We start from the raw sequence: 6,142 nt of genomic DNA on the forward strand, positions 1-6,142 counted from the left end.
AAATCTGAAAAACAGGTTTTCGGGGAGTCCCGAAACATATTTATCACTTAAATTGCAGACTTATGGAAATCAGAATAATCCAAAAAGACAGGAAAGAGGGTGCGTCAAAGTTTAATCTTCGACATACCCTTTTATACGCGGAAAAGGGTTTGCCGGACAGCAATATAAAAGAACATTTAAGGCGCAGGTCTATCTGTGTTGTTATTCCTACTTACAATAATGGGGGAACCATAAAAGCAGTTGTCGAGAAAACTCTTTGCTACTGCGATGATGTTATTGTTGTTGCAGATGGTTGTACGGATAATACCATGGATATACTACATGGAATTGCTCATATTACAATTGTTTCATATCCGCAAAATAAAGGTAAAGGCCATGCCTTGAAAATGGGATTTAGGAAAGCATTGGAGGCAGGATTTTCTTATGCAATTACTCTTGACGGAGATGGGCAGCATTATCCTGAAGATATCTTACTGTTCTTAAAGGCCAATCAGGAATTTCCTCAATCATTGATTATTGGCAATAGGCAGTTAGAAGGTGCGGATCGTTCTGGAGGAAGTAAGTTTGCAAATCAGTTCTCTAATTTTTGGTTTTATGTGCAAACGGGTAGGGCATTAAAAGATACGCAAACAGGATATCGTCTTTATCCTTTGCGAAAGTTGCATGGGTTATCATTGCTCACTTCACGTTATGAGGCAGAGTTGGAGTTGCTTGTTTTTGCATCGTGGCATGGTGTGAAAATTGTTTCTGTTCCTGTTGGAGTTTATTATCCTCCGCGTGCAGAGCGCATAAGTCATTTCAGACCGGGTATGGACTTTGCGAGAATAAGTATGCTTAATACTGTATTATGCATTTTGGCTGTTGTTTATGGTCTGCCTTTACGTTTAGGTAGACTGTTTATGTTATTCCTGCGAACGGCTTATTCCTTATTATTCTTTCTTTTTTTTACGTTGGTAATCTTTACGCCCTTTGTTTGGATTTACACGAGGTTTGGAAAGATGACCGAGAAGAGACGGTATCGTCTTCACCTGCTTATTTATCATGCATCCCGATTTGTGATGATACATCATGGTATACCTGGGACAAAGTTTCACTATAAGATGCCTGATGACTTGGATTTTAACATCCCCCGTATTATTATCTGTAATCATCAGTCTCATCTTGATTTGATGTGTCAGTTGGTTTTCACACCGAAAATAGTTTTCCTTACCAATGCCTGGGTTTGGAATAATCCATTTTATGGCTCTCTTATCCGCAATGCAGAATATCTGCCGGTTAAAGAGGGAATAGAAGAGATAATGCCTCATCTACGTTCGCTTATAGAGCGTGGTTACAGTATAGCAGTTTATCCGGAAGGCACGCGGTCTAAGGATTGCAGGATAGGGCGGTTTCATCAAGGAGCTTTCTATTTGGCAAAAGAGTTTAATTTAGAGGTCCTCCCAATGTATCTTTATGGACCAGGAAAAATACTTCCTAAGACAAGTTATCATTTACATAAAGGAACATTCTATATAGAGGTGGATAAACCTTTAACACAGACTGAACTTTCTGCAATGGGTGATTTGAAGAAACAAGCTTCAACGATGCGTAGGCGATATATACAGAAATATGAAGAGATAGCTAACAGATTGGAACAATGATAAAGCAAGAGAAGGTTGTTATTATAGGTAGTGGTCTTGGAGGTTTATCGTCTGGTGTAATCTTGGCAAAGAACGGCTACGATGTAACTGTATTGGAACAAGGAAATCAGATTGGTGGATGCCTGCAGTGCTTTACACGTCATGGTGCAAAGTTTGAAACAGGCATGCATTTCATTGGAAGTGCTGCACCTGGCCAGACCTTGAATAAGTTGATGAAATATTTAGAGATAGATGAGGATGTGACACTTTCACAACTTGATTCTCAAGGATATGATGTTGTGGCTTTAGGTGGGAAGCAATATCAGTTTGCTAATGGAAAAGAAGCTTTTGTTAAGAAGATGTCTGAATATTTTCCAGATCAACATGCCAACTTAGTGAAGTATTGTGATTTGGTTGAAGATATAGCCAATGCCTCTTCCTTGCATTCCCTAAAATATGCAGAGTCTGATGCAGCGCTTAATATGGAGTATCAGTTGCGGTCTATCAATGAAGTAATAGATGAGATTATCACCAATCCCACTTTAGCTAAAGTGCTGGTTGGAAATCTTCCTCTTTATGCAGCTGAGAAAGATAAGACTCCTTTCTCCACACATGCCTTTATCATGGATTTCTATAATCAGAGTGCGTTTCGGGTAAAGGGCGGCAGTGATAAGATTGCTTTTGCATTGACTGATACTATCAAGCGTTATGGTGGGAAAGTGCTAACGAGGAAGAAGGTAACTAAGATTATTTGTGATGAAAGTCATGCGGTTGGCGTTGAAGTGAATAATGAAGAGGTCATACCTTGTGATATTGTCATTTCTGACACACATCCTATGCGTACATTGGAGATGCTTGATACAAAATTAATTCGTCCTGCTTTTCGTAAAAGAATAAATAATATTCCGCAAACCGTAGGAAGCTTTTCTGTTTATTTGCATTTCAAAGACAAGACTGTTCCTTATCTTAATTATAACTATTATGGTTATCAGTATGAAAGTCCTTGGGATTGTGAAAAGTATACAGAAGAGAGTTGGCCTAAGGGGTTTCTCTATATGCATTTTTGTCCAGACGATGATACACAATATGCTTCCACAGGTGTCATCCTTTCGTATATGCAGATGTCTGATGTAGAAAAATGGAGAGGAACTTCTGTTGGTAAGCGGGGGAAAGCGTATGAAGATTTTAAGAAAGCAAAAGCAGAAAAACTTCTAAGCGTGTTGGAGATGCATTTTCCTGGGATACGTTCAAAAATTCAAACCTATTACACTTCAACCCCTCTTACGTATCTTGATTATACAGGAACAGAAGGAGGTTCGATGTATGGTAATGCTAAGGATATCAATTTGGGGAGTGCTTGCAGGGTTCCACAACGGACAAAGGTTCCCAATGTTTATCTTACAGGGCAGAATATCAATTCGCATGGTATGTTAGGAGTCTTGGTGGGGGCTATTGTTACTTGTAGTGAATTATTGTCAGCAAAGACAATCTATGAACAGATAAAGGAGGCAAATAAATGAGAACAGCAGTAATCATAGGCGGCGGATTAGGTGGTTTGTTTACTGGAGCAATACTGTCCAAAGAGGGCTTTAAAGTTACAGTCTTGGAGAAGAATACAACAGTAGGTGGCGGCCTGCAGAACTTCAAGCGTTTTGGCTTGAAATTCGATACAGGGATGCATGTTATTGGGGGAATGCGTCCTGGAGGCAACATCTATCGTATCTGCCAGTATTTAGGCATAGTAGACAAGGTGTCATTGATGAACGTCGATGACGAATGTACCGATAGTTTGTATTTTGCAGAAGATAAGCATACTTATCATATACAAAAGGGGAGGGAGGGACTTGTAAACTCTCTGGCAGAGCATTTCCCTAACGAAAAAGAGAACCTTAAAGCTTATGTTGATGCCGTATTTGGTCTTGTAGATGAGATAAGTCTATTTCATCTTCGTCCATCTTCTGACATGCTGACAACGCACTCGGATAATTTCATGATAGCGGCAGATGCTTTCATTTCAAAGTATATCAAAGATCCTAAACTTCGCAGTGTTGTTGCTTACATGAATCCCCTCTATGGTGGACGGGGAGATGAAAGTCCTGCTTTTGTTCATGCTATTATCAGTTCGCTTTATATGCAGGGTGCAAGTAGATTTGTTGGTGGGAGTGATAAGTTTGCCGACTTGTTGGTTTCTGTCATCGAATCGGCTGGTGGAACAATCCATAAAAACGAAGGTGTTGAGTGGGTCGAAGTAAACAATCGTCATATAGATTTCGTAAAGACCAATAAGAATAATCAGTATCAAGCCGATTACTATATCTCGGCAATTCATCCATGTGCTTTGTTAAAGCTCTTGCCGGAGAGGGCTTTCCCAAAGGCTTATCGTACAAGGCTTAATTCTATTCCAAATTCTTATTCTGCTTTTTCTGTATATATCAAGTTGAAGCCCGATACCTTCCCATATATCAATCACTCTGAATATTATATGACGAGGTATGATGAAATCTGGAATTTTGGAAAGCCAGATAAACAATGGCCTTTAGGATTTCTCTTCATGACTCCTCCGGAAGAGCATCAAGGCCCTTATAGCACCAAGGCTTTGATAACAGCTCCTATGTTGTACGAAGATGTGGCACAATGGGAGGATACTAAGGTGGGCAGGCGTGGTGCCGATTATGAAACTTGGAAAGAAGAGAAGTCTCAATTGCTGTTAAACAAAGTAGAAGAGCTTCATCCCGGTTTCAAAGCTTGTATTGATGAGATAAATACGGCTACACCTCTCACCATTCGTGACTTCTACGGAGCGAAAGAGGGTACGATGTGTGGATTTAGTAAAGACTATAAGAACATGGTCGCCTCTCAGCTTCCTGTGGTTACAAAGGTTGATAATCTTTTGCTGACAGGACAGAATAATAACCTTCCGGGCTTCTGTGGTGTTCCGCTCACAGCAATCAATACTGTTGAGGCTATCTTGGGAAGAAATTATATTGTGAATAAGATAAACGCTATAGTCAATGAATAGGAAACGTTATGTGATATTATTCTTTCTTTGTCTTAGGCTGTTGTTCGTTGATGCACAGAACAACGGCATCAGTGTTAATATCTGGCAGGGGACAGACATCAGAAAGGCTGTTCCACTGACTCCTTATTTGGCAGAGGGGGATAATAATGCTGCTGTCATTGTCTGTCCGGGAGGAAGTTATTTTTGGCACGACATGGAAGCCGAAGGAAGAACAGTAGGGAAATGGCTGCAGAAAAATGGCATTTCGGCTTTTGTTCTGCGTTATCGTACGGCCGGTTTCTGGGCTTATTTCACTCGTTTTCGATATCTTTTCAGAGGAAACCGATATCCGGATGCATTGAATGACTTGCAGCAGGCAATGAAATATATACGGGCTCACGCTCGGGAATATGGCATTAATCCAAACCGAATTGGTGCAATGGGGTTCTCTGCAGGAGGCCATCTCGTGATGTCAGCGGCAGAGCAACTGTCAGCGGCAGAGCGCCCGGCTTTCGTCGTACCTGTTTATCCTGTTGTAACAATGGTCGATAGATGTGTGCACAAGCGCTCTCGTCGGGCTTTGTTGGGCGACAGCCGAAAGAACAATCAACAGTTAAGAGAGAAGCTCTCGCTTGAACGGCATGTTCCTCAAGATTGTCCTCCCGTGTTCTTGGTTAATTGTAAGGACGATCCGATTGTGAAATATCGCAATTCTGAATTGCTCGATTCTGCTCTGACAAGCCGCAAAATACCTCATCGCTATATACAGTACAAAACGGGTGGACATGGCTTTGGGGCAACAGAACACAAGGGAACGGCTGAATGCAGGCAATGGAAAACAGAGTTTCTGAAATGGCTTGCAGCGCTTAATATGAATAATTCAGACCATAATGATCCGTGAATTCGGCTGAAGCATTAAGTTCCGATGGAGCGGCGGAGGTGGAAAAATGGAAAAAAGGCTCGTCCGAGGCCTCGGACGAGCAGAAAACAGGAAAAAATAGCTTTCTGAGGCCTCGGATGAACAGAAAACAAGAAAAAATGGCTTTCCGAGGTCTCGGATGAGCAAAAAACAGGAAAAATTAGCTTTCCGAGGTCTCGGATGAGCAGAAAACAGTAAAAATTGGCTTTCCGAGGGCTCGGACGAGCAGAAAATGGAGAAAATCGACTTTCGGCCGTGGCCGAAGACTAAAAAATAACAAAAACAGCGTTTCGGCCACGGCCGAAGAGTAAAAAACAACGAAAACAGCGTTTCGGCCACGGCCGAAAAACGAAAAACGGCGAAAACTGCATTTCGGCCACGGCCGAAACTGAAAAAACGCCTCAAATTGGCTTTCCAACCCCTTGGATGAGCAGAAAACTGAAGAAACAGGCTTTCCAACCCCTTGGACGAGCAAAAAACTGAAGAAATTGGCTTTCCAACCCCTTGGATGAGCAGAAAACTGAAGAAAATGGCTTTCCAACCCCTTGGATGAGCAGAAAATAGAAAAAACAGGCTTTCCAACCCCTTGGAAGCGGGAAGATAGAC

At 41.5% G+C, this 6,142-nt stretch carries 4 protein-coding genes and 1 pseudogene; 4 read left to right on the top strand and 1 reads right to left on the bottom strand.

Annotated features, from left to right (window positions below; genetic code table 11):
- Nucleotides 1-62: 62 nt before the first annotated feature.
- The 4 genes from HMPREF2983_RS08435 to HMPREF2983_RS08450 are packed head-to-tail and all read left to right on the top strand — an operon-like array spanning nt 63 to nt 5,518.
- Nucleotides 63-1,640 carry a 1-acyl-sn-glycerol-3-phosphate acyltransferase gene (locus HMPREF2983_RS08435; RefSeq protein WP_070667714.1) on the top strand — a complete coding sequence of 526 codons (1,578 nt, stop codon included), beginning with the start codon at nt 63-65 and terminating at the stop codon, nt 1,638-1,640.
- Complete coding sequence (locus HMPREF2983_RS08440) at nt 1,637-3,139, top strand: phytoene desaturase family protein (RefSeq protein ID WP_070667715.1); 1,503 nt, start codon at nt 1,637-1,639, stop codon at nt 3,137-3,139. The genes HMPREF2983_RS08435 and HMPREF2983_RS08440 overlap by 4 nt, the downstream gene beginning before the upstream one ends.
- On the top strand, nt 3,136-4,638 hold the full coding sequence (locus HMPREF2983_RS08445) for a phytoene desaturase family protein (protein WP_070667716.1): 1,503 nt from the start codon (nt 3,136-3,138) through the stop codon (nt 4,636-4,638). The genes HMPREF2983_RS08440 and HMPREF2983_RS08445 overlap by 4 nt, the downstream gene beginning before the upstream one ends.
- Nucleotides 4,631-5,518 carry an alpha/beta hydrolase gene (locus HMPREF2983_RS08450; protein ID WP_070667717.1) on the top strand — a complete coding sequence of 296 codons (888 nt, stop codon included), beginning with the start codon at nt 4,631-4,633 and terminating at the stop codon, nt 5,516-5,518. Before HMPREF2983_RS08445 ends, HMPREF2983_RS08450 begins: the two co-directional genes overlap by 8 nt.
- A 178-nt stretch (nt 5,519-5,696) precedes the next feature.
- Here HMPREF2983_RS08450 and HMPREF2983_RS14160 read toward each other — a convergent pair.
- Nucleotides 5,697-6,142 (bottom strand): annotated as a pseudogene (locus tag HMPREF2983_RS14160) (hypothetical protein); the annotation flags it as partial.

The sequence above is a fragment of the Prevotella sp. HMSC077E09 genome, from assembly GCF_001814685.1.
Classification (GTDB): Bacteria; Bacteroidota; Bacteroidia; order Bacteroidales; family Bacteroidaceae; genus Prevotella; species Prevotella oris.